The organism is Pseudobacillus wudalianchiensis, assembly GCF_001685015.1.
GTDB lineage: Bacteria > Bacillota > Bacilli > Bacillales > Domibacillaceae > Pseudobacillus > Pseudobacillus wudalianchiensis.
Window position 1 is genome coordinate 1 of sequence record NZ_MAYT01000028.1, and the last position, 24,228, is coordinate 24,228.

Annotated in this window: 18 protein-coding genes; 6 read left to right on the forward strand and 12 right to left on the reverse strand. The window is 40.2% G+C overall.

The window, feature by feature from the left end; genetic code table 11:
* Positions 1 to 547: 547 nt before the first annotated feature.
* Entirely contained in the window at positions 548 to 2,554 is a 2,007-nt protein-coding gene (locus A8F95_RS15455) for a methyl-accepting chemotaxis protein (protein WP_077247402.1), read from the reverse strand.
* Between the two features lie 278 nt (positions 2,555 to 2,832).
* On the opposite strand from A8F95_RS15455, the gene A8F95_RS15460 reads away from it, so the two are divergent.
* Positions 2,833 to 4,008 (forward strand): YhgE/Pip domain-containing protein, encoded by a 1,176-nt coding sequence (locus A8F95_RS15460; protein WP_065411367.1) that lies wholly within the window; start codon positions 2,833 to 2,835, stop codon positions 4,006 to 4,008.
* A gap of 44 nt (positions 4,009 to 4,052) precedes the next feature.
* Positions 4,053 to 4,592: a PadR family transcriptional regulator gene (locus tag A8F95_RS15465; protein ID WP_065411368.1), complete on the forward strand. Its 540-nt coding sequence runs from the start codon at positions 4,053 to 4,055 to the stop codon at positions 4,590 to 4,592.
* A gap of 462 nt (positions 4,593 to 5,054) precedes the next feature.
* Here A8F95_RS15465 and A8F95_RS15470 read toward each other — a convergent pair whose 3' ends face one another.
* On the reverse strand, positions 5,055 to 6,329 hold the full coding sequence (locus tag A8F95_RS15470) for a Y-family DNA polymerase (RefSeq protein WP_095407480.1): 1,275 nt from the start codon (positions 6,327 to 6,329) through the stop codon (positions 5,055 to 5,057).
* Entirely contained in the window at positions 6,319 to 6,684 is a 366-nt protein-coding gene (locus tag A8F95_RS15475) for a YolD-like family protein (protein WP_141676286.1), read from the reverse strand. Before A8F95_RS15475 ends, A8F95_RS15470 begins: the two co-directional genes overlap by 11 nt.
* Before the next feature lie 245 nt (positions 6,685 to 6,929).
* On the opposite strand from A8F95_RS15475, the gene A8F95_RS15480 reads away from it, so the two are divergent.
* Positions 6,930 to 8,381, forward strand: coding sequence for an aminotransferase class V-fold PLP-dependent enzyme (locus A8F95_RS15480; protein WP_245671392.1), 1,452 nt, complete (start codon positions 6,930 to 6,932; stop codon positions 8,379 to 8,381).
* Between the two features lie 305 nt (positions 8,382 to 8,686).
* Here A8F95_RS15480 and A8F95_RS15485 read toward each other — a convergent pair whose 3' ends face one another.
* Positions 8,687 to 9,268 (reverse strand): LOG family protein, encoded by a 582-nt coding sequence (locus tag A8F95_RS15485; RefSeq protein WP_065411371.1) that lies wholly within the window; start codon positions 9,266 to 9,268, stop codon positions 8,687 to 8,689.
* A 361-nt stretch (positions 9,269 to 9,629) separates the two neighbouring features.
* On the opposite strand from A8F95_RS15485, the gene A8F95_RS15490 reads away from it, so the two are divergent.
* Complete coding sequence (locus A8F95_RS15490; RefSeq protein ID WP_065411372.1) at positions 9,630 to 10,268, forward strand: YitT family protein; 639 nt, start codon at positions 9,630 to 9,632, stop codon at positions 10,266 to 10,268.
* A 222-nt stretch (positions 10,269 to 10,490) separates the two neighbouring features.
* Here the strand turns inward: A8F95_RS15490 and A8F95_RS15495 are convergent, their stop codons facing one another.
* Both A8F95_RS15495 and A8F95_RS15500 read right to left on the reverse strand, forming a co-directional pair.
* On the reverse strand, positions 10,491 to 11,420 hold the full coding sequence (locus tag A8F95_RS15495; RefSeq protein WP_065411373.1) for an NAD(P)/FAD-dependent oxidoreductase: 930 nt from the start codon (positions 11,418 to 11,420) through the stop codon (positions 10,491 to 10,493).
* A gap of 308 nt (positions 11,421 to 11,728) precedes the next feature.
* Positions 11,729 to 12,160: a ferritin-like domain-containing protein gene (locus tag A8F95_RS15500; protein WP_065411576.1), complete on the reverse strand. Its 432-nt coding sequence runs from the start codon at positions 12,158 to 12,160 to the stop codon at positions 11,729 to 11,731.
* Between the two features lie 318 nt (positions 12,161 to 12,478).
* Between A8F95_RS15500 and A8F95_RS15505 the strand changes: the two genes are divergently transcribed.
* Positions 12,479 to 13,711, forward strand: coding sequence for an MFS transporter (locus A8F95_RS15505; protein WP_065411374.1), 1,233 nt, complete (start codon positions 12,479 to 12,481; stop codon positions 13,709 to 13,711).
* An 84-nt stretch (positions 13,712 to 13,795) separates the two neighbouring features.
* Here A8F95_RS15505 and tlp read toward each other — a convergent pair whose 3' ends face one another.
* From tlp to A8F95_RS15525, 4 genes are all read right to left on the reverse strand, one after another.
* On the reverse strand, positions 13,796 to 14,032 hold the full coding sequence (gene tlp, locus A8F95_RS15510) for a small acid-soluble spore protein Tlp (RefSeq protein WP_065411375.1): 237 nt from the start codon (positions 14,030 to 14,032) through the stop codon (positions 13,796 to 13,798).
* Between the two features lie 123 nt (positions 14,033 to 14,155).
* The gene (locus A8F95_RS15515; protein ID WP_065411376.1) at positions 14,156 to 14,908 is read right to left on the reverse strand and encodes an ABC transporter permease; all 753 of its coding nucleotides are present in this window, start codon (positions 14,906 to 14,908) and stop codon (positions 14,156 to 14,158) included.
* Positions 14,905 to 15,606: an ATP-binding cassette domain-containing protein gene (locus A8F95_RS15520; protein ID WP_065411377.1), complete on the reverse strand. Its 702-nt coding sequence runs from the start codon at positions 15,604 to 15,606 to the stop codon at positions 14,905 to 14,907. The genes A8F95_RS15515 and A8F95_RS15520 overlap by 4 nt, the downstream gene beginning before the upstream one ends.
* A 160-nt stretch (positions 15,607 to 15,766) precedes the next feature.
* Positions 15,767 to 18,442, reverse strand: a complete 2,676-nt coding sequence (locus tag A8F95_RS15525) for a YhgE/Pip domain-containing protein (RefSeq protein WP_065411378.1) — start codon at positions 18,440 to 18,442, stop codon at positions 15,767 to 15,769.
* Between the two features lie 519 nt (positions 18,443 to 18,961).
* On the opposite strand from A8F95_RS15525, the gene A8F95_RS15530 reads away from it, so the two are divergent.
* Entirely contained in the window at positions 18,962 to 20,707 is a 1,746-nt protein-coding gene (locus A8F95_RS15530) for an AAA family ATPase (protein WP_065411379.1), read from the forward strand.
* Positions 20,708 to 20,786: 79 nt separating this feature from the next.
* Here A8F95_RS15530 and A8F95_RS15535 read toward each other — a convergent pair whose 3' ends face one another.
* Both A8F95_RS15535 and xsc read right to left on the reverse strand, forming a co-directional pair.
* Positions 20,787 to 22,208, reverse strand: coding sequence for an amino acid permease (locus A8F95_RS15535; protein WP_425415009.1), 1,422 nt, complete (start codon positions 22,206 to 22,208; stop codon positions 20,787 to 20,789).
* 238 nt (positions 22,209 to 22,446) lie between these two features.
* A complete protein-coding gene (xsc, locus tag A8F95_RS15540; RefSeq protein ID WP_065411380.1) occupies positions 22,447 to 24,216 on the reverse strand; it encodes a sulfoacetaldehyde acetyltransferase in 1,770 nt (589 codons plus the stop codon).
* Positions 24,217 to 24,228 lie beyond the last annotated feature (12 nt).

Genomic DNA, 24,228 nt, shown 5'->3' on the forward strand with positions numbered 1-24,228 from the left:
CGTTATCAGCGACAGCTATATTATAATAACAATTATCGACACAAAAGTCAACTACTTTTTTATTTTTTAAAATTGCTAGAACGACTGTTTTTAACAGCCGACAATCAATATAACATGCAGCTAAAAATAAAGTCAATCACATTTTTACTATTTTTATTTCCCAATAACGATTATACATGTGATTTTTTATGATGTCTCTATCAAGCCTACCTGCCTTTTTATCTCCTTTAATTTTTTGAATTAGAAGATCTAAACCACCAATTGATTGAATTCTCAACTGTCAGTACATAAGTAGACATTCCTTATAAGTTTTCTGCCATTCTTCTACCTAATGATCACCTTCTAATTTTAATGGATGATCTGTTTCTACCAGTTTCTCTTTCGATCCTGTTAGTTGGTTTGCTAATGAAATACAGGCATTACAAAGCCCTCTCACTTCATTCTATGAGAGGGCTTTTTTGCATTATCTATTTTCATCACTTATTCTGCTTTCTAACGGGATAGGCAACCCCTTAGTGCCTTATAGCAAAACTGGCTGGCCTATTAGTTATATCTTAAATCTGCTAATGGCTTGTTGAAGCTGATAGCTAAGATTTGTCAGCTGTTCAGCTGATTCTGCAACCGTTTGAATAGTACGCAGCTGTTCAGTGGTAGAAGCACTGACTTCTTCACATGCCGCTGCAGTTTCTTCAGAAGTAGCGGCCATTGTTTGAATCGTTTTAGCTACCTCTTCTTTATGACTCTCTACTTTTTGAACTTCTGTATAAACTGAATCAATAGCTTGCTGCATATCGTCCATTAGTAATGATAATTTTTCAAATGTAGTATCGGTGTCATGAACAACGGTTTCTTGATGCTGGAAGGTTTCACTTGTTTCTATCATTTGTTTGGTTACTCTTTGAGAACCTTCCTGCAGTTCTCCAACAGTTTCTTTCACTTCTTCTGTAGCCCGAGCTGATTGTTCTGCCAGTTTCCGTACCTCTTCTGCCACTACAGCAAATCCTTTGCCATGCTCACCTGCCCGTGCCGCCTCAATGCTGGCATTCAACGCCAATAGGTTGGTTTGGGCAGACACCTCTGTAATGGTTTCCATGACTTGCCCAATGGCTTTAATCTTAGTATCCAATTGACCAATAACTTCAGCCATCGACTGTAAATTCATTTTCCAATCATCAAATGATCCCCTTAACTTCTGCATTTGTTGACGTCCATTCTGGTTCATCCCATTTGCTTGATCGGCAATATTTGTCATAGCAGCTGATTTTTCACTAATCATATTAATTTGGCTGCCAAGACGCTCTGAATTCACACTTACTTCTTCCGCATCTTCAGCTGACTTCGCGGCTCCTATGGCAATCTCATTAATTGCCGAAGCGGTTTGCTCACTTGCTGCATTCGTTTCTTCAGAAGCAGCGCTCAGGCTTTCAGCAGACTGAAGCACATTTGACACAGAGGAGTGAACAACAGAAATCAGATTCCCCATATTGTCTACCATCTTGTTGAAGTAGCTGGATAGCTGGCCAATTTCATCTACTGATACTACTTTTGATCGCACAGTCAAATCGCCCTCTGCCACCTCTTCTATAGCTTTTTTCAAGCTTTGAATAGGATTAATAATCCGATTTAACATAAGATATAAAGTAATAAAAGCTAGTACAATTGTAAAGAGTGCAATCCATATTAATAATCGTTGCAATTCCCCTGCAACGCTGCCTAATGCCTTTTCTGAATAAATCGCTCCTATTTTCCACCCTAAATCAGGGAGAGTATGATAAATATTCACCTGATTTTCTCCATTAAACTCGTAACGAACTACACCCTCTTTTTTCCCCGCTTTATACATCTCTTTAATAAAAGGGTACTTCATTACATTCTTTCCCTGCTCACTAGGATGGACCATTGCGACTCCATCCGAATCAATAATGAAAGGATAGCCATGATAACCTAGTTTACTTTGAGAAATTTTCTCGGAAATAGAGGAAAGCTTAATATCAACCCCAAGTACACCAACGGTCTTTCCATCTTTCACAACCGCCTTTGAAGCAGAAATCACCTGCTCTCCGGAGATTACGTCCACGAATGGCTTTGACCAATGTACCTTATCGGTGTCTTCTACCGCCGCTTTGTACCAAACCCTTGTAGTCGGATCAAACCCATCTTCAAACTCAGCAGATGGCACCATCTTCATTTGCTTCGTTGGAAAAGCCAAATAAATAAAAGAAGACTCTTTAAAGTGTTCCGTAAAAGAACCGAATTCCTCGTCTATCGCTTTTAAATTAAGTTGAGCTCGTTTCGGATCTTTTTCAGAATAGTAGTTGGTATAGTCTTTTACGGCTTTTGAATCTGCCAATTCATATAAACTTCTCTCGTACTGTTGAAGAAAATATTCAATGCTGTTGCCCATTTCGTCAGTAAGCGCTTTGCTCTGACCAATCACATTCTCTTCGGTTTTTTTTGTAATTTGCATGCCGACAATGATCAACATAGCAGCAATTGCCACAATAAAAATGATCATAACCGTACTGATGACCTTCGTTTTAACCGACCTAAACAATGCAAGCACCTGCTCTTTCTAATGTATTCACCTCTTTATTTCGACATTATTCTGCTTTTATTTAATATTTTGTATTGAAGAAATTCTTATATTCTTTCTCTTCATCTATTTTGACACCAGAATAGATGTAATTCTGAAATCAACAGACTCTCCTTCCCTCATACAAAATGATTGACTTCCTAAAAAGAAAGAATTAAACTAAACCATACTCAAATTAAAGTACTTTTATTAAACTATTTAACTCAAAGTACAATCTGACATAAGGAAGGAACACACATATGAAATTTACTCAATTCTTAAAATCCAAAGGCGCGATTGGTGCCATTTTTATGGGAGTTTTCTATGCGATTGCCATGCTGGGTATCTTCTTGCCTGGGTATGCAGCAATACCAGGAAACGTTGATAAATTACCGATTGCCATCGTCAATGATGATGCCGGTGCATACGGGGCAAAGGTCGCCGACCAATTACAAGAAAATTTACCTTTCAAGAAAATCGAGACTGATTTAACGAATAATCAAGCGTTAAAAGACTTAAAAAAAAATGATTTATCATTAGTTGTGCATATCCCTAAAACGTTTTCTACTGATATGCAAAATGGCAAAACGTCATCGAGCATCGATTTTACCATTAATGAAGCGGGAGCGTCTGTCGTTTCATCGACTATGAAGTCAGTCATTACGGAAATCAACAATCAGTTAAGTCAGCAATTCTCACAACAAACAGCCCAGGGTGTATTAATGAATTTTAATGTACCAGAGAAGCAAGCCGCTAAATTGGCAGAAAAAATCGAAACAGCTTATGTAGGAAATGTGGTGACAATCAATGAAGTACCAGGCGGCATGAATAATAATATGCTGCCAATGTTCTTAACAATGGCTGGTTATGTTGGCGCGATGATCGGGGCTATGCAATTAGTAGGGACATTTAAGTCAAGCCGTGGAAAAGCAAGTAAAACACGATTATTCTTTTATGTTCAATTAACAGCTCTATTGATTGCCGTTGTATCGTCACTGCTTGCTGCGGGAGTAGCCTATTTAGTTAACAAACCGAGCGGTGACCTTTTCTTCGGCTTATTAGGACAGCAAATCTTAAACTATATGGTATGTTTCAACTTCACGGCTACTTTAATCTTCCTAGTCGGCGAAGGCGGGATGATATTAAACTTGCCAATTTTACTGATGCAAACATTATCCAATGGCGCTACACTTACACGTGATATGATGTATTTACCATATGAATGGATGAGCCACATTTCACCAATGTACTATTCGGTTCAAGCGTACTTTGCTAACCTATACGGCAGTATTAGTCCAGGTCCCTATATTTGGTCAATGACTGCGGTTGGGGCGATTGCTCTGCTACTCAACATTCTTATCGTGGCGATCGTTCACAAATCATCCCCAGCGGAAAAAGCTGACAGTATAGACAAAGTGGCTAAAATAACAGTATAGCTTTACTAAAAGCATGAACCATTACTCTTAAAGGAGTCTAAAGAATGAGCATCCAAATTTTTATATTAAGCAGGCTAATGAAGGAAAACACCTATCCTTACAAGTTGAAAAAACAACTTTCAGAACCTATTCCCTTAGACCAATTAAGCGGATTAACAGAGAGCAAACTATACTATCACTTTGATTCCTTAGCAAAACAAGGTTTAATTGAGCCAGTAGAAATCATCAAAGAAGAACACCGACCTGATAAACAAGTATTTCAGATTACAGCTAAAGGCCGTGAAGAACTCCCTAAAAAAATCTACAAATTGTTTGAAAGTGCCGAGACGATCAGTGATATGGTAATAGGCTTAGCCAATCTTAAATATGTCGATCGTGAAAAAACATTAAGCATACTAGGAAAAAAATTAAAGGATTTTACGGCTCGCTGGGAACAAATTATGAATTTTGAAAAACCCATTCAGCAAAATAAAGGGAATGAAAACCTTAATAAATTTCTTGGCGGGTATTTTTCTTCGAAAGCGGATCACACTATTTATTGGCTCGAAGAAACCATTAAACAGATTCAAGAAGGTAAAATCTAAAAAAGCAGGCTTAGGCCTGCTTGATATGTAGATAACCCCCTTCTTCAGAAACTTATTTGAAGAAGGGGGTTATTTCTTGTTTCAAAGTATATCTAGTTGTCTTTCTTGAGAAAAGGCGCTATAGATGGACAGAGTAATAATCATAAAGAAACGGCCGTCAACTTTGTCGACAGCCTGAAGCTCGATATATTATTAACAATGCATAAAGTGATAATATGAATAAACTATAATTGAGCAAAACAGAGGGAAGGCGTTAGGAAAAGGAACGCCAAAAAGAAAAGACGATGATCACAATAGCCGTCACTAATGTGATCATCGCACTTCTTCAATTCCTAAAAGCGCTCCTAAGCTAAAGGAAATGGAGAGCGAGGACAAAAGCCCTTCCCTCTTCTCTATTAATATTCAAAGAAATGATGCAGAGCGCCTTATACATACAAATTAAAAGACGAGAACACAACTCTGTCAGCCTTTATGCCCGCCCACATGGTTAGCCCGCTTTAAAAACGTGCCTCCTTTCATTAAGCTGCAAGCCCAAAAAATCGCATCTTTTCCGTAGCGAAGCCTGATAGTATCCATTATTTCATCCAGCATCTGATTCCGCTCCAGCTGTTCATTAGAAGTGAACAGGTCCAGTTGTTCATATATCGCTGGCTGTAATTTGCCGCACACAACATAAATCTGCCGAACCCACTGGCCACGCCAGTAACATTTAAAAATCTGAATAAAATAAACCGTCAATTCCTTCGTGCTGTTTGTTCCTCTATGTAATAACCTTTGATGTTTAAACCCTTTTTCTTCTATGTCTCTTGAATACGCAAGGCCTAATGCCACTTTACCTGCGGCTACATTATTGGCGCGCAATCGCATCGCCACTTCATCGACCATTTCCCGGATCACGAGGACAATTTCTTCTTCCATATAGTAATACCGCTGCAGTATCTGGCTCTTGGAAAAAGACTTTTCTCTCGTTTTTATCTTTTCAGATAAGATGCTGTAGTCCACACCCCAGGCATGGTAATAGAGCTGCAAGCCCATGATGCCAAAACGGTCTTTCAGTTTATGTTTATCAGCGTGTACAAGATCGTAAACGGAGTGGATCCCCATATTGTTTAATTTCTTTATGTATCCGTGCGAAACCCCCCACATATCTCCCAAACGGGGAATTTTCCAAATCGTTTCTTCTATGTTTTGATAAGACCAATAAGCGATTCCGCCAGACGCGTTTTTCGCTTCATTATCAAGGGCCAGTTTAGCTAAAAGAGGGTTATCGCCAATCCCAACCGTGACCACCAGCTTCAGCTCTTTAAAAATCGTACGTTGGATTTTCCTAGCTATTTCAAATTTGTCCCCAAACAGCCTCCATGATGCGGTAACATCCAGAAAAACCTCATCAATGCTGTAAATATGCAAATCTTCGACCGGCACAAACCGCTTGAAAATCTCGATAATCATACTATTTACTTTAAGGTAAAGCTTCATCGAGGGCTCTACGATCATCAAACGTTCATCATTCGGGATCTCGAACATTCTTGATCCTGTTTTAATGCCAAATTCTCCCTTTACCCGTGGAGAAGATGCCAACACGACAGACCCGGGGCGCTTTTTATCCGAAACTACAATGATATACGCATCCAAAGGGTGTATTTTGCGCCGAACCGCTTCCACACTGGCAAAAAAGGATTTTACGTCTATACATAGAATCGATCGCTTCGGCAATAAATCATAATCAATCGCCATGTCCCTCATCCCCAGCCCTAGCAAACTCCATGAACACAATGTCCTCTATCGCAAAGCTGCCTTTTTCCTTTAAAAATAGATAGCCTGATGGATGATTCACCGATTCCACAATCCCTGACACCTGAGTATAAGGCTCGCCAAAGGTATTTAAATAAACGAGCAGAGGCTGATGCGAACTATAAGAAATATGGATCATCCAGTCGAAAAGCTCTCTTGTCTGCTCATCAACGATTACTCTCTTCTTTTGTATTTTTACCTGTTTTAATTGTTCAACGTGCTCAGATAGCCTAAACCCTTGCCATTTCAACATTTTGCGATCGTTATACAACAACGCCAACGCCCCCCACAACATCATTCCATTTTATTCTTATTATAAGAACAAATGTTCTGATCAGCAAATGATTTTTATCATTCTTTTATGACAAATTGGAGCAAGAAAAATAAAGACATAACGAAACTACAAAAAACTCTCATTTACTTTTTAATGAACATACACTCGAATGCCGACGGATGAATATATTTCATTATGGGAAAAGCACAAAGGATGATAAGGAGGGAGTTTAAATCAAAACAACTAGTCATGAACATAACCAGCAAGATTTGGAACGTTATTTTGATCAATTTAGAAAAAACATTGTAGGCGTTGAAGAAACTTTTCATGGCCCGTATGGAGAAAAGAAAATAGTGTATTTCGATTGGACAGCGAGCGGGAGATTGTTCCACCCAATTGAAGACAGGATCATTCACACATTCGGCCCCTATACAGCGAACACACATACCGAAGCTAATATAACAGGCATAACGATGACAAAAGCCTACAAGCAAGCTCTCAACCTCATTAAACGGCATGTAAATGCAAAACAAACTGATGTCCTTGTAACTGAAGGAAGTGGGGCAACAGGGGTTATTAATAAATTTCAAAGAATCATTGGGTTGAAAATTGCAGAAGCCTATCGTCCTTTTATCCAAATAAAAAAAGAAGACAAACCGGTAGTCTTCCTCACCCATATGGAGCATCATTCAAACCATATAAGTTGGCTGGAAACGATCGCCGATGTCGTCGTGGTCACTCCAAATCATAACGGTGAAATTAGTTTAAAGAATCTTGAATCATCATTAAAACATTTTCAAAACAGAAAGGTTAAAATCGGTGCCTTTACTGCCTGTTCTAATGTAACGGGTGTCGTGACCCCCTATCATCAAATGGCAAAGCTCATGCACCAATACGGCGGCATTTGTCTCATTGATTTTTCAGCTTCTGCCCCTTATATAAAAATAAATATGCATCCAAAAGATAAAGAAGAAAAATTAGATGCTATCGTTTTCTCCCCTCACAAATTCTTAGGAGGACCAGGATCTTCCGGCGTTTTAATTTTTGATTCGTCCTTGTATAAAAACAACATACCAGATAACCCGGGAGGCGGCACAGTTACCTGGACAAATCCATGGGGAGGGCGAAAATATATAGATGATATTGAACTAAAAGAAGATGGAGGAACTCCTGGTTTCCTGCAAGCCATCAGAACGGCCCTTGCCATTCAGTTAAAGGAAAAGATGGGAATAGACTATATACTAAAGCGAGAAAAACATCTAACCAGTTTATTGATGAAAGGATTGGCTCATCTAAAAAACGTTGTTGTGCTGGATTCTCATATAAAAAACCGGTTAGGCATTGTTTCGTTTTGTATTAAGAATGTTCATTATAATCTTGCCGTTAAGCTGCTCAATGATTTATATGGCATTCAAGTAAGAGGAGGCTGTTCCTGCGCAGGCCCATATGGCCACTTTTTGCTAAACATAGATCAAGCTCACTCAAAATATATGACAGATGAAATCGACAAAGGAAATTTATCTTCCAAACCAGGCTGGGTGCGCGTCTCCATCCACCCAACTGCAAGAGAAGAAGAGATTCATTATTTGTTATATTCTTTAACAGACATGATCCAAAACATAGATCGCCTTAAAGTTGATTATCAGTACAACGGCAAAACGAATGAATTTGTCCATCGCAAAAGTAAAGATATTTGTCTAGACAAGTGGTTTGAATTATAAATAACGCATTTTTGTAAATCAACAGCAGAAAAACATATGATCAAGGTTGATAGTTAGAGAATAAATGATCCATTTCGGTAAAGAGGTGACAAAAGAAGAGAAGAATGTCCTCTTTTCATAGCCCTATAGGGAAAAGCAGGAAGGAACATTAAACGGTTTGACATTCAACCGTACACTGTTCCTTCCTCACACATTTCCTTGGAATGGAAAAGGCTCCACACGTACTCTCCTTTCATCCTCATTCCGTAAATAATCCCATTCTGCTTATAAATTCCAGCCCTTCAGAATAAACTTTTCTCACACCCTCAACTTTGAGATTTGGTTATGTAAGTTTTAACTGAAGGCGGCTGATAGGTAGTAAATTGATTAAGCAGCCCTTCTGGATCAGTATCCACGATAGCCATGGCACGATATTTTTCCTGTAGAAACTGTTCTTCCGCCATGTGATTAAATAGTGTAACAAGAGGAGTGTAATAATGATTAATATTCAAGAGGCCACATGGTTTCTGGTGTAATCCCAGCTGAGCCCACGTAAAGATTTCAAAGAATTCTTCTAACGTCCCCGGCCCACCCGGCATAGCAATAAATCCGTCCGCTAATTCTGCCATCTTCGCCTTTCTCTCATGCATCGATTCTACAATAATCAGCTGCGATAAATTCTTATGAGAAATTTCTTTTGCATCAAGAAAGCTCGGCATTACCCCAATGACATGTCCGCCTGCTTCCAAAACCGCATCAGCAACCGCTCCCATCACTCCTACGCTAGCGCCTCCGTAGACAAGATCGATTTGACGCTTAGCAAGCTCTTTTCCGAGAGCCTTTGCTCCTTCAATATAAAGGGGCGATGCTCCATTACTTGAACCACAAAATACAGCTAGTCGTTTCATATAAGTATTTCCTCCTTCCATCACTCACTGCTATTCATTATACATACTGATGCACCCTTGATAAAATTAGGATACTTCGATAAAAATGACGTGGAACCCTTTATTAATATGTACATTACTTTCCAAAAAGCTGTGTCTCAAACGCAAATTTCTCAATCATCGTTTACTTATGAATAAATAAACTAACTCCTATGAAGGATTCTCATAACAGAGAAACAGGAAAAAAGTTTTTTTATATCGTATGTAGATATAACAAGTGATCCAGATAAGTAAATGAGGGGGAAACCCTTTTTTCATTAGCAGTGCAGCCAAAAGGGTAAAGTTATATATACTTTATTTGAGGCAAAAGGAGGGAGAAAAGATGAAGGAAAGACAATCACTTACGGCAGACTTATCCATCATTTTAATAGGAAATATTTTTATAGGATTTGCTTACGCCAAGTGGATGGTACCCCATCATATTATAAATGGCGGAGTCACAAGTTTATCTATGATCGCAGATAAAGCTTTACATATTCCACTGCTATATGTAAGCAATGGCATGACAGGGTTATTGTTAATTGTCTCCTTACTATTCTTAGGAAAAGAGAATTTTTTCAAATCTATTGTTAGCAGTTTGTTTTATGCCATTTCGTTTTCCTCGTTCTATAGCCTCCCCTTCCAATGCACGGTTAATATTGGCGTTGACATCTTGCTCGCCTGTGTGTTTATTGCTTTAGGCTATTATTGTTGTATTTCAACAAATTCCTCTACCGTTGGAATGGACGTCATTGCGCTTATCTTGCATAAAAGAAACAACAAGGTAGACATAGCCAAGTCGATTCGTTTTATTAATATCGGCGTGCTAGTCTTCGGTTTTGCTGTCTTTGGATGGTCCGCTATTATCGTTGGCTTTATTTTCACGTATCTTTATTCTTGGATGCTGAATGTATTGCTGAAACAAAATCCATTGCTCGCTTTAAGAAAGCATGTTCATTCCTATATAAATTCCGTTTCCTAATTAGCGTTGATGACTAGGTAGAAAGAGCCCTTAATCCGCTTTCTTATCAGAACATACCGGAGTTTTGCAAATTCGGTAACAGCAAGTGCCCGATGAAATGGATCTTTTGTAAACAACGATCCATTTCATCGGGCTCTCCTTTTATCGATCAATCTACTACTTAGCGTATAGGACTAAGAGAGAAAAATATCGTCTCTCTTCCCTCACTGTTCGCCCTGAAAATTAGGAGGAACAGCCACTTTGATCCCATTCTTCCAATGCAAATTCGGTATTAATTCTTACGCCAGCTTCGTATCCCTGGCTAGCAGCACCGATAAGACTTGTAAATGTGTTCTTCGCGTCTCCAATAACGAATAGCCCGTCAATGGCTGTTTGTCCATGTTCATCTGTTTCATATTCTCCTTTTTCATTTAGAGGAACACCTAGCAGAGCAGGGATCATAGAAGCCTGCTTTTCCCCAGTCGTCACCATAAATCCGCCTTTTCTGCTGACAGCTTCTCCACCTTTTAAAATGACCTGTTCCATTTTCCCATCACTTGATCTGATAGCTGTTATGGGCGTTTCTTTTATATGAATCTTATGCTGCATAAGCTGCTGCTTTTCTTCATCACTGATCTCGGCCTTTCCATTGGTGAAAACGATTAAGTCCTTGCTCCAGTTATAAATAATCTTCACAAAAGGGATTAACGCTTCTCCGTTGCCAAACACAGCGAGCGGCTCATTTTTCCGCTCCCAGCCGTCACAATAAGGACAATGAAACAAGGTTTTCCCATACACTTCCTTTATGCCGGGGATATCCGGCAGATGATCTCTCATTCCCATAGCAGCGATCACTTTTTTACTTAATATGGTGCTCCCCTTTTTTGTTTTTGTCACAAAAAGTCCGTTCGTTTTCTCAACACGCTGAACGACATCTTTTGAGATTTGGACGTTGGGGTAATACTTCATTTGTTCATGGGCAATGTCTCTAATGGCAGAAGGGTGTAATCCGTCTCTCGTCAGAAACCCATGCGATTTAATCGTTACCTGGTTTCTCGGTTTTCCTTCATCAATTAGCGCTACTTTCCTCAAGGACCTTCCTAACACTAAGGCTGCGCTCAATCCGCCAGGTCCACCACCCAAAATCGCTACGTCGACTCTTTCGCTGAACATATGTACCTCCCAGTTCTTCTATTGTTAGTTCTTGACCTCATCCATTTCCCTTTCGTAACAATAAAAAACATGCTCCCGCTAGCATAAAACAGCTTCTTTTAACAGTCATACAAAAATAATGTTTCCTATTCGCTTTGTTTTTAGCACAATCCCTTTTTGAATTTTTCACATAAATAAAATTGCATTAACATGTATAGAAAATGGAAGGTTAATGGTTCTTGCAGAGGAAGCTAATGTTTTTTCCTCTAAAGATATAAAAAAGCGCGAGAGACCCTGCTTGAGCTAGGAAACTCTTGCGCTTTTGTGCTTTAGCTTCTTCCTTTCGTAAAAAAGTATAAAAACCAAACGGCATGATTTTGTTCATCTGCTGCCGCTCTGCGAAAGGTTTCCCTAATATATTGGCTAGGGGCTCTATCGGCGATGTCTAAATAAAAGTCTACTGTTTCCTGCTCATCTTTTAAGGCAAATTCTAACCCTTTCATGTATTTATTAGGACAACGCTCTAAAATCTTAGGCTGCGGCTGACGCCCAGTTAATTGGGTATACATTTGCACAAATTGTTGAAAATGCCTTTTTTCATCCTCGCGTATTTCAAGGATTTGTTGTCTTACCCCCTTACTGGGAGCCATTTCGGCTAACTTTGCATAACATTGAATAGCAGTGTATTCCCCATTAATCGCCTTTTCAATGTTGGCAACCAACTGATTCGTCTGTCTATCTGCAGCATTATAATAATACATCTCAGACATCTCTCTTCCCTCCCCATTTTATTCATACTATCTTACGAATCTTAAGTGGAAGAAGTGCAACATTTTCTGTTATATTCAATTCTTTCTATATAGCAGCATAGCTACAACTTGAATAGACTATCTTCTTTTATTTTGCATACCCTATGTGGTATTATAAAATAAAAAGTAGACCTAATAAGCCAGCCTATAATCGTTAGGAAAACCATTAATAAATTCGTTATATGTACTTACGACTCTTCATGATAAGAAAAATAGGATTCAAAAGAAATGAATGATAAAAAATTAGTCGTCTTCTAGGAGGTGAACCAATTGGGGAATAGTAAAGTAGGAATAAAAGAAAACTTTTTGCCATTTTCTTTATTAGTTGTCATTAATTTATTTATAGGTTCTATGGTTGGGCTTGAAAGAACGATTCTGCCTCTTATAGGGGAAGAACAATTTGGCATTGCTTCAGCCAGTGCGGCTTTATCATTTATCATTAGCTTTGGCTTTTCCAAAGCGGTTATTAATTTTTTTGCTGGAAATCTGGCCGATCGAATCGGACGGAAGCAAGTCCTGTTGCTAGGCTGGGGGGCCGGATTATTCGTTCCGTTACTCGTCATTTTTGCACAGTCTTGGTGGATGATTGTCTTTGCTAACATCCTTTTAGGAATCAATCAGGGATTTACATGGTCTATGACCGTAAACATGAAAGTCGACTTGGCAAAACCTACACAACGCGGATTAGCCGTTGGATTAAATGAATTTGCTGGTTATATTGGAGTCTCTTTATTTGCCCTTGTTTCGGGATATGCAGCCTCTGCTTATTCCTTGCGGCCTGAGCCATTTTATATCGGTATTGTCATTGTCATAATCGGATTCCTCCTTTCACTTATGGTGAAAGATACGGAGCAACAGCTGCAACTTCAAATACAAAAGCAAGCTGAACCGACTACAAATAATTTAAAAATGGCATTTTGGCAAACATCCTGGAAAGATCCAAATCTCGCCAGCATTAGTTTTGCAGGATTATCCACTAATTTAAAAGATGGCATGGCCTGGGGACTATTCCCCCTCTTTTTCGCTTCGAAAGGATTAACCGTGGGGCAAATCGCTGTTATTACAGCTGTTTATCCTGCGGCGTGGGGTTTTTTCCAGCTTTTTACAGGGTTTTTAAGCGATCGAGTTGGACGAAAATACTTCATTACCAGCGGCATGTGGCTTCAAGGGCTTTCTCTCTGGTGGATTCTATTCGTTCACACCTATCCGTTATGGATTACGGGAGCTATCCTGTTAGGAATGGGAACGGCGATGGTATACCCTACACTCATTGCCTCTATTAGTGATATTGTTCCTCCCAGCTGGAGAGCTTCGTCTACTGGAATTTACCGTTTCTGGCGTGACAGCGGCTATGCTTTTGGTGCACTAATCAGCGGCATTATTGCTGATGTTCTAAACGTACATTGGGCCGTTGGCTTAGTGGCACTTCTTCCTTTAATGGCAGGAGTGTTGACAGCTGTTCAAATGAAAGAAACATTAAGAAAAACTGAGAAGACTTTTTAGTTTTCTAAACACCAATGCAAGATAATGATAAAAACACTATGTAAAGTTTTAGATAACAAAAAGGACGCTAACGCGTCCTTTTTGTTATCCTTCTATTTGCCCGTTTTCACGCGCTCTTGCTTCATCCTTGATTTCTTCGCGCATGCCAGCGATGCTCTCTCTTCTATTTTCATTCTTCTGTTCGATTGCTTCCCGTTGGTCCGGACCAGCATTCATCATTGTTTCTTCTGCTCTTTCCATATTCCCGATTGTATTTTGCACCATTTCCTGTAATCTTTCTACATTGTTTGATCTGTCATCCGGTTTTGGTCTGTTGTTCATGACATGATCCTCCTTTTCAATAGTGATACATGCACTATCTTTTCCGATCTTACGGTTTTTTATGGAGGTAATTTATGGGTTTATATTTGAATTTTACACATAATTATATTTGTTCTTAACTGCTTATTCCTTAAAGATCAGCTGCTCGTATTCATTAAATAATGCCGGATAAACAAGTCTGCTTAAAATAATGCTCGTTAAAGCTGCTGCTGCTAGCAATGAAAAAACGATAACGAGCTGAAACCGCACGGCTTCGGCAGGATCTGCTCCGCCGATGATTTGCCCTGTCATCATTCCGGGCAGCTGGACAAGTCCCATTGTTTTTGTACTTTCAATGGTAGGAATCATGCTGGCGCGAATGACATCTTTTAGAATAGCTGCCATCGCTTGTCCGGCTGTTCCTCCTAGTGAAAGAATGACAGCAATTTCTTCCTTCCGATTCCTCACTTCTGCTCGTAATCGGTTCAAAAATAAATTGGCAATCACCATAGAGCTGCCGATGATCATTCCGCTGAATGTAATCACATATCTTGGAGCAGGAGGAATAATGTTTAAGCCCATTAAAAACAGCATGGTGACTGCTTCAATGGTCAATAATGTCACGATCACCCGCCACATTAGACCTGGAATTTGATGCTTCTTTTTTACGATATTTTGGGCGGCAGCCAGGATCATTAATAGAATCATGAGCACCATAAAAAATGGATTGTCCGCAGAAAATATAAAGGTCAGCACGTAACCAATAATCAGCAACTGAATGGAAGAACGAACCGTTGCAATAACAATATCCTTTTCTAGCCCAAGTTTAAATCCATTCGACAGCAAGATCGCAAGGCCAACAAAGACAAGGGATAAAGATAAAGTAAATAAACTCATGGCTCTATCTCCTCTACATGCTCTCTCTGTAAAAACAAGCGGGTCTGCTCTTTCTCTGGACAGGAAAAAAATAAAGAAGTATCGGCTTGTTCAATAATTTGCCCTTCCACAATGAGCCAAGTGAAATCTCCCACTCTTCTCGCCTGCTCTAAATCATGTGTCACCCATAAAATCGTATTTTGCTTCTCTTTATGTATTCTAATAATTAACTCCTCAATTTCTCTTGCAGCTATCGGATCCAAGGCTGACGTTATTTCGTCCAGCAACAGAACCGCCGGCTCATTGACGAGAGTTCTTGCTAAGGCTACTCTTTGCTTTTGGCCTCCAGAAAGTTCTCTGGCATCACGCTTTAATATATTCTCCGGCAGTCCAACATATTGAATTAAACGCTCTGGTTCTTCAAAAGAAAAATGATGCAGACGGGCGGCACTAAGTAAATTATCAAGCACTGTACCGGGAAGCATGGGAGCGGTTTGAAAAGCAAGACCAACATGGCGGCGAAGCTTCTTTATATCCCACGTCCGCACTTCCTTATCCTGTACCCAAATTTCACCTTCATCAGGGGTTGATAAAAGATTACATAAAGATAAAAGCGAGCTTTTCCCTGATCCCGAAGGCCCCACAATTGTAACGACGGACCCGGCTGGCACTTCTGCTGTAATATCTTGCAGGACTCTGCGTTTTTCTTTGCCATCCATATAAAACTTCCCAGCCTGTTCAAAGCGAATAGCTGCCCTTGATTGTACTTCGTTAATGTCTCTCCCTCCTCATCTCTTTCCTTTCTTCATTATATAATGAATGAGAAAAAAGTGCCCTAAAAACCATTTAGTACGGCTTTTGAGGCACTCTATTTCATCATCAAGAGAGAATTTTTGTCTTCTCAGCATTTTTAGCTAACTTACTCGTGATCCCGCTCAATGGCTTTTTGAATGCAAGAGCAAAGAGGATCATGATCACAAAGAAAAATAGAAGAGCCAGTAAATCTCTCTGGACGATGTCTGGCACTATGCCTCCCACCGCTTCCCGAAGCAGGCTGACTGCGTAGGTAAATGGCACAAACGGATTAACCTTTTGAAAAAACATCGGTGTCAGGCTAACAGGAAATGTCCCTCCTGAACTAGAAAATTGCAGAACGAGGATAATAATGGCCAATCCTTTTCCGATGTTCCCAAAAACAGAAACAAGTGTATACGTTATCGTTACAAATACGATACTCGTTAAAATGGCAAATAGGACAAACCAGAATTTTTCCACTACATAGGCGTGGAGAAGGAAGATATCTCCTAGACTGACGATAAAACCTTGAAAAATGCCGATCGTTAAAAAGGTCAGCAGCCTTCCGAAATAAACGTGATAACTTCGATACGTATTTTCTACATCTTCTATACCTGTTCGGAATAAGGAAATAAGCAGCATCGCTCCTACCCAAAGAGACAGCGTCGTATAAAAAGGCGACATCGCTGATCCGTAATTTGGGATGGGAAACATCCTTTCTTCTTTTAATTGGATCGGTTTCGTTAAAAAGTCGCTTTCTTTCTTCACATCATTTTTCAACAGCTGAATAATGTCTCCTAAATCCCTTTCACTCTCAAATTTTCTTATTTTATTAGCAGCGTCATGGATGGAGTTTTCTATTTCAGGCAAGTCTGTCCGGATAAGATCAGCCGCCTGGTCGACTGCTTTTTCCATTTGGGGAAGCTTGGTTTGAATGATGCGGGATACTTTTCGTATTTCTTGTTCCGCTGTCGGCAAATCGTTCCGCACAAAATCAGCAGCTTTATGCACTTTTTCTTCGACGGACGCCAAATCATTCTTCACGAAAAGAGCCGCTTCGTTTACTGCTGCTGTAAATTTATCCATTTTGCCCCCTATGGCAGAGGCTGCCTGGTGAACCTCCTTCTGGATACGCGGCAGCTCGCTTTTCATTCTTTCTAATTCCTCTAGACCAAATTGTACGCCTGATTGGGCGTCACGGAGGATCAGCTGAATATCCGGCAGCTTTGCTTTGGCGAATTCCAACGCTTCCGACGAGGCAGTAGCGGTTTGCTTCAGCTTAGCCAACGATTGATTGACTCCTGGTACGATTTCAGTATCGTAAGCTTCTAAAATGTTCCCTAGCGCACCGCTAGCTGATACGGCCAGCGTGCGCAGCCACTCAACCTGTTCTTTTGTCGGCTCCTGCCCATTTTTAATAGCTGTTTCAACTTTGTCCAGCACGTCTGTTTGCTGCTGAAAGTTTTGATTGATCTCGTTTAGCCGGCCAATAACCTTACTTAATCGGCTTCCCTCAGTATATCGGTTGAGCCTAGTAAGAAGGCTTGTTGTCCTTTCCATTACAGCAGAGCCTGTTTGCAGGCGTGTTTTTAAAATCTCTGCTGTTTGAATTATTTTTTGCGGGTCGTAATCTTTCATTTGGATCGCTTCGATCAGCTGAGCTGTAGAATCTGCTGTTTGCTGCAAAAGAGATACATTCTGCTTAATGACTGGGGCAACCGCATTAAAAGCTCCATCGTTCCTCTGTAAAAATTCATTGAGCTGACTGGCAAAAGCGCTTCCCCCTTCAGCCATTTTTGCTGTCTTAGGAAGCTCTTGCTGGGCAGCCTTAATGATTTCGTTTGCTTTTTGGGCATCCTCTATTCCTTTATTCAGCGCTTGTTCTACTTTATAAAAATTTGCATCCATCTCGACAACTTTTTTGGCGGCTAGTTGGATCACAGGCAGCTTCTTTTGAATAAGCAGCACTTCATTTCCTGCTTCCCGCAGCTTAGGGAGGCGCTCTTCCACCTTTATTATACTGTTTCCCAATTGGCTAACTTTCGGAAGCTGCCTCTCCAGTGCCACAATCTTTTCGCTTTTCTCTCTTATTTCCGGCATTTTCTCATCAAGAACTAGCACTTGGTTCCCCATTTCCCTTAATTCGGGCAGCCTCTTTTCCAAGGCAAAAATCTTGCTTTCTATATTTCGGATGGTGGGCAGTTCTCGTTCGAGCTCAATCCCCACCTTGTTAAACTCCGTTAAAACAGCTTCGTTAACTGCACGCGTAAAATTCTCGCTAATTTGTCCGACTACGCCAGCTGCGCCTTTTTCAGTAATTTTCGGGGCTACAGCATTAAGCTTCTCGTTGACGATATAAATAATCTCTGCTCGGTTAGGCTTTTTAGACAGCACACTAGCAATTTTACTTGAGAAATCTGGCGGTATGAGCAAACTTGCATAATATTCTCCGTGTTTAACTCCCCGCTCAGCTTCTTCTCGAGAGACAAATGTCCAGCCTAACTTTTTATTTTCCTTTAAGTGATCGACTAGCTCTTCTCCAATAGCTAATTTTCTCCCTCTGACCTCCCCGCCTTTATCAAGATTCGTTACCGCTACTTTTAGCTGGGATGTATCTTTGTAGGGATCCCACATCGCTTTTATATTCACCCAGGCATAGACAGAAGGCAAGATCATGATGGCGACAGTGAGCAAAATTCCTGTCGGCACACTAAAAATCCTTTGCCAGTCCGTTCTATAAATCTGAAAAATCTTCTTCATGCATTTTTCACCTAACTTTAAAAACAGTTCTATTCGTAAACGAATTGTCTTTATTTTGGATATAAATAAAAATTCTATCCTCACACCTTTTGTATCCACCTATCTTTTAGCCGTTATTGCCAAACCGTCTCGTTGGTCATTCGCAAGTATAAAGACAACATAGAGTATTGGCCGCCGGTGAAAGAGTCCATGATAAATGAAAAACTTACGACGCAAACAGTTTATTAATCATATCGATGGCCAATTATTTCAAACGTTTTAAAGTGATAGACTAAAATTATTTTTCTTCTTTTTTACAATTTCTAAGCATAATTGTGGACATAGTCCTATCTATCTTTATACAATCATTTATAAATAGCCATATTATTTTTAAGTCTTTTTGCCCGTTTATTTATTAGAACATTTGATTGGTTGACTATTTTTCTTTAATTTGACAATATATACATTACTTTTTACCCATTTATATATAAGTTTAAATACTTATAATAGAAATATATTTTATTTAGGGAGTTGAATTGAGTGGAAGCTAAGTCCAATTTAATGAAGAAGCTTTTTCCGCTGTTCGCCTTAATCGCCATCATCGTGGCGGCGATTTCTTGGTCATTAAAAGACGTTGATAAAGCAGTCACGGTTTCTTTTTCCTCTATGGAAAAAATTATTCAAGAACAAAAGGGGGCCCCTGTTTCCTTGCAGGAAAAACCAGATGGCGCTCTTTACCTTACGACTAAAGATCACCAATATGTCTCTTATACTTCTCCAGGAAGCTCATCCGTAGACAGATTGGTTGAAACATATAATATTCGTTACTCTTATTCTAATAAAGGACCTTACGACAATTGGATTATCGGCGGTGTGTTAGTTGCCGTTATTGCAGGAGCTGCCATTCTCTATAAAAAAGGACGCTCTGGTGCTAATTCCTCGACAAAAGCGATGAAAAACAGTTTGTCTAAAGCCCGTCCCCTTCCTTCCATCACCTTAGATGATGTAGGCGGTCTTTCCATAGAAATGAAAGAGGAAATTAAGCAAACGCTGTCTATATTAAAGAACCCTGAACGCTCAGCTGGAATCGGCGTAAAACCGCCAAGAGGCATTTTGTTATACGGACCTCCTGGAACTGGTAAAACCTTGCTTGCTCAAGCGATTGCAAAAGAATTAAACGCTACCTTCTTTTCAGCAAGCGGATCGGCTTTTACTGAATTATTTGTCGGTGTAGGCGCTTCTCGTGTACGCAGCTTGTTTGAACAGGCGAGAAAGCAAAAACCGGCTGTTATCTTCATTGATGAGGTTGATGCGCTTGCGGGCCGTCGTAAAGCTCACGGCGGCGAAGAATCAGAAAAGACATTAACAGAATTGCTCGTTCAGCTTGATGGCGGACATTCAAATGATGATATTTTATTCATTGCCGCAACTAATAGAAAAGATATGCTCGATGAAGCTTTTCTTCGCCCGGGACGTATTGATTTCTCTTTCCTCGTACCGTTACCAGATACAAAGGGCAGAAGAGAAATTATTGACATCCATATTAAAGGCAAGAATCTCGCTGAAAATGTCCATGCTTCACTTAGTGATTTAGCAGAAAGCACATCTGGATTTTCAGGTGCAGAGTTAAGCTCACTGTTCGAAACAGCCAGCCGCAGTGCTATTCGCAATAACCGAGATATGATTGAAAAGAGTGATCTTGATTATGCGTTGGATCGTACCATTCTCGGAAGCACTTCCCGAACGCTGCAGGATCCAGAAACAAAACGCCGCGTAGCCATTCATGAAGCAGGCCATGCTTTGGTCGCTGCTGCTACTAAGCCAGGATCCGTAAGAAAAGCAACGATTATTCCAAGAGGACAGGCACTCGGTTATGTAGCGCCGATCCCGAAAGAGCTTCACTTATCTACCGCAAGCGAGCTGCTTGATCAAGTAGCTATGATTCTTTCAGGCGGTACAGCCGAACGAAAGTTTCTTGGTGAACACAGCATCGGCGTAAGCGGTGATGTTCAACAAGCGAAACAAATCATTGAACAAATGGTGGATATGGGTGTGCTGCAAGATGGCTTTACCTTAACGTTTGTCAAGATGGAACGGGAAACTAAAATGCAGGATTTATTCCAAAAAGCCCTGTCCATCTCTGAACAGCTGATTTCGGAACGTGAAGAACAATTCCATGAATTAGTGGACGCTTTATTGAAGAAGGAAACGCTCGAGGGCTGGGAAGTAGAGCAAATCGTCAATGGCATGGCTGCTGTTGAGGATAAAGAATTAGTACTTGCCTAACTTTCAACCCTATGATAAAACAAGAAACCCTGAATCTAAACGATTCAGGGTTTCTTGTTTTACAGAATATGTGCTTGTCCTATAGATCTTTTACTTTTTCCGGATTTGGCATGTTCGATATCATAGGCATTTCTTCTTCTTTCTGACTTATCTTCTTTCGCCGCGTTACAAAGAAAGAAGAAATAACTATGATGCTAAACAACGACGTAAAAATGAATTGTGGACGCTGTGACTCAACAAATGCCATTAAGATTAATACAAATACCATGCCAGCAATCGTCGCATACGTTAAATAAGGGAACAGCCACATTTTAACCTTAAGGGCTTCCGGGTTTTCTTTTTCAATTCTTTTCCTTAAACGCAGGTGAGAGATCGCAATAACTAAATAGACAAGGATACCAACCCCACCCGAAGAGTTTACTAGGAAGAAAAATATTTTATCCGGGGACGTATAACTAAAAATGGTGCTAATAAAAGCAAATACTGTGCTTCCTATTACCGCAAAAACAGGAACGCCATTTTTACTTATCTTTGAAAACACTTTTGGGGCGTCTCCTCTCTGAGCAAGAGAATATAGCATACGAGAGCTTGTATAAAGTCCTGAATTCAAGCAGGAAAGCAAGGCTGTGAGGACGACTATATTCATAATAAGTGCTGCAGACGGGATTCCGATCATTTCAAGTACAGACACAAATGGGCTTTTTAATAATCCCGCTGAACTCCATGGCAACAGCGTTACTAGGATAGCAATAGAGCCGATGTAAAAAATTGAAATACGCCACACGACACTATTCAGTGCCTTTCTTACTGACTTCACGGGATCAGAAGTTTCGCCTGCTGCGATAGCCGGAATTTCAACCCCTACAAAAGCATGAAATACAATCGCAATACCGACAATGACTGACTCTATCCCGTTAGGTATAAAACCGCCTAAGTCAGTAAGATTAGACATTCCTGGTGATTTGATGCTTGGCACGAGCCCAAAAATAATGGCTGCTCCTAAGCATAAAAATAGAATAATGCTTACTATTTTAATAATAGAAAACCAGTATTCGAATTCACCAAATGATTTAACGGAAAAAATGTTGGTCAGCTTCAGCAATACAATTAAGCTCAGACTGATTAACCACACCGGAACCGAAGGAAGCCAATCATGGATAATGGCTGCCCCTGCTACTGCTTCTAACGCTATAACAATAACCCAGAAAAACCAATATAACCAGCCTGTCGTATAACCTGCCCACTCTCCAATCCCTTCTCTTGCGTAGACGGCGAAGGAACCCGTGTTTGGATTAACGGTCGCCATTTCTCCAAGCATTCTCATGACGAAAACAACGATCAGACCAGCAAACGTGTAAGATAAAATAGCACCGGGACCTGTTTTACCAATAATAATACCGCTTCCTACGAATAAACCAGCTCCAATAACTCCACTTAAAGATATCATTGTTAAATGTCTTTGCTTAAGACCAGCTTTTAGTTCTTCTTGTTGATGCTCCAAGTTATCCACCAACTTTCGGTATTTTTCCGTGAATGCTTATTAGTAAGCGTTTACATATCGATTTACTAAGTATAGATAAAACCCTAACTCTATCCAATTCAAACATTATTTTACCATATAGATGGTTTGTTGAAGAGTAGCAAGCAAGCAACGGTAATAGTTTTAATAACCTTTTTTCGAAGAGAGAAAACATTTTTTTAAAAAAAGGGGCTTTTTTTAAAAAAGCCCCTTTTATTGATTACCAGTTTTTGTGATCGAGATGTGCATACTTTTCAAGAAGACGAGTTGGCATTTGCAGTGCGTCTTTTCTGAATGGCGGCGCTAACTGAGTGCCGTCTACTAAAATATCAATAACTGTTGGTTTATCAGATTTCAACGCAGCAGCAAGAGCTTTTTGAAGATCTTCCGGGTTATCTACGCGAACGCCTTCTGCCCCCATGCTCTGTGCTACTTCAGCAAAGTTTGGTCCTTCAATATCAGCTCCAACAAAACGGTTGTTGTAGAAGTCTACTTGGTTTTTCTTTTCTGCACACCATGCACCGTTATTAAATACGCAAGCAATAACAGGAAGTTTTTGTTCAACAGCCGTACTTACTTCATGCAAGCTCATACCCCATGCGCCGTCCCCTACGATGGCAAGAGCTGGGCAATCAGGTGCAGCTAATTTTGCTCCAATGGCTGAAGGATAAGCAAAACCAGTGTTTCCGAATGTTAATGCTGCGATATGCTTACGCGGTTGTTTAAATTTCAAATAAGCATTAGCTGTTGAAGACGTGTTACCGATATCAGATGTCACAATTGCCGTTTCTGGAATCGCGCGAGAAATTTCTAATAGAGCTCTTCTTGGGTTCATTGGGTTCCCTGGCACCATTGCAAGATCTACAAGCTCTTGCTCCCACTCTTGTTTAAGTGCAGCGATTTCTTGAATACGTTGTTCGTTGCGTTCGTTTGTCTCACGCTTTTCTTTTAAGCGTTTTAAAATTTCAAGGCTTGCATCTTGTGCATCGCCTAAAACGCCCACTGCAATAGGATGCGTTCTTGCAATGTTACGGTGGTTGATGTCGATTTGAATAATTTTAGCATTTTTAGGGAAATAGTCAATGTCATAGCACGGCAGTGTTCCAAAAACAGACAATCTTGTACCAATTGCTAAGAGAACATCAACATCTTTCAGTGAATTCATTGCTGCTTTTGATCCCATGTAACCGATTGGTCCAACTGCAAGCTCATGATCACAAGGGAATGCATCATTGTGCATGTATGAAACAGCCGCTGGTGCGGATAAGTACTCAGCAAGTTCTACTACTGTGTCTATTGCATTCGCATCTACTGCCCCACGGCCTGAGATAATGGCAGGTTTCTTAGCTTGTAGTAACAATTCAACAGCTTCATCAATTGCTTTAGAATCACCAAAACCTTTTTTCTCAACACGGTATTGAGAAGGCTCTAGGATGTAATCTTCGATTTCTCCGTAGAAATAGTCACGTGGGATATGATAAAGAACCGGTCCTCTTTCTGCATAAGCAAGACGGAAAGCTGTACGCAAGCAATCTGCCACGCGGCTTGGGTGTGTTACTTTTACAGTTGCTTTTGTGATTTTTTCGAATACAGAAGCTTCGTCACACTCCTGGAAACCGTCCCATCCAATTGTCTTCGTTCCAGCAGTTGGAGCGATGATAATCATCGGTGTATGAGCCATGTTTGCAGAAGCAACTGATGTAACCATATTTGTAATACCAGGTCCGTTTTGGCCGATAATAACTCCAGCTTTTCCAGTTACTCGAGTGAAAGCATCAGCCATATGACCAGCACTTTGCTCATGACGGACAGGGATGAATTTAATGCCGGCAGTCGGCAGCAAATCAAGCATATCCATAAACGCTGATCCTAAAATTCCATACATTTGATCGATGCCTTCTGCAAGAAGCGTTTCAACAATTGCCTCACTCGGTGTCATTTTAAGCTTTTTTGTTTGCAATACTTCTAATTCTTTTTCTACTTTTGCCATTTACAATCCAAC